We start from the raw sequence: 746 nt of genomic DNA, 5'->3' as shown, positions 1-746 counted from the left end.
CTCCCGCTCATGACCTTCGCCCACTTCGCCCCCGAACACCCCGGCCGCTACGTCTACACCCTCACGCTCTCCACCGAGGCCGCCGCCCCCGAGGAGTGGCTGGGCGGCTTCGCCCTCCCCACGGGCGCCGAGCGGGAGGAGCTGACGGCTCTCGTCGCGCGGGTGCCCCGTACGACGGTGACGGCTGCCCCCGTGGAGGTCGAGTTTCGGGCACGTTGAACTCCCGGGCGTGGCGACGCGTATCAATGGCCAGTACCACCGGCAGGGAGAGCAGCGTGTCGACACCGTACGACTCCGAACCGCAGCCGAGCCGCCCGGCGCTCGAACCGACCCATGTCCTGCGCCGCCGTCCACCAGGGGCCCTGTCGGAACTCGTGAGAATGGTCAACGCGGTCGAGCGCGAGCGCCAGCGGGACCAGGAGTTCGAAGCCGTCGCGGTACCGGCGGCTGAGACCGCCCCGCCTCCGGGGACGGCTGAGACCACCCCGCCTCCGCGGACGGCCCAGGCCACCGTGGCTTCCTGGACGGCCGAGGACGACACCCAGGAACTGCCGCCCGTCGTGGACGAGGGGCGCCCGGGCCCGGTCGAACCTCCGGTGGCATACCGACGTACGCCATGGTTGCGCCGTGCGGCGATGGCCGTCGCCGCGGTGGCGGTCGCCCTGGCGGGATTCACCGCCGCACTGCTGCTCACCTGGGACAGGGGCGCCGCCGAGTCGCAGGCGAACCCCCCTGCCGCCTCCCCC

At 73.5% G+C, this 746-nt stretch carries 1 protein-coding gene and 1 pseudogene; both read left to right on the top strand.

Annotation, left to right across the window (positions count from 1 at the left end):
• On the top strand, positions 1–219 hold a 219-nt coding region (locus G5C60_RS50820; protein WP_165271123.1), incomplete at its 5' end, for a hypothetical protein.
• A gap of 56 nt (positions 220–275) precedes the next feature.
• Positions 276–746: pseudogene (locus G5C60_RS50815) on the top strand (hypothetical protein); the annotation flags it as partial.

This window comes from Streptomyces scabichelini (genome assembly GCF_011045015.1).
In the GTDB taxonomy this organism is placed as follows: Bacteria; Actinomycetota; Actinomycetes; order Streptomycetales; family Streptomycetaceae; genus Streptomyces; species Streptomyces scabichelini.
This window is presented reverse-complemented; position numbering and strand designations above follow the sequence as displayed.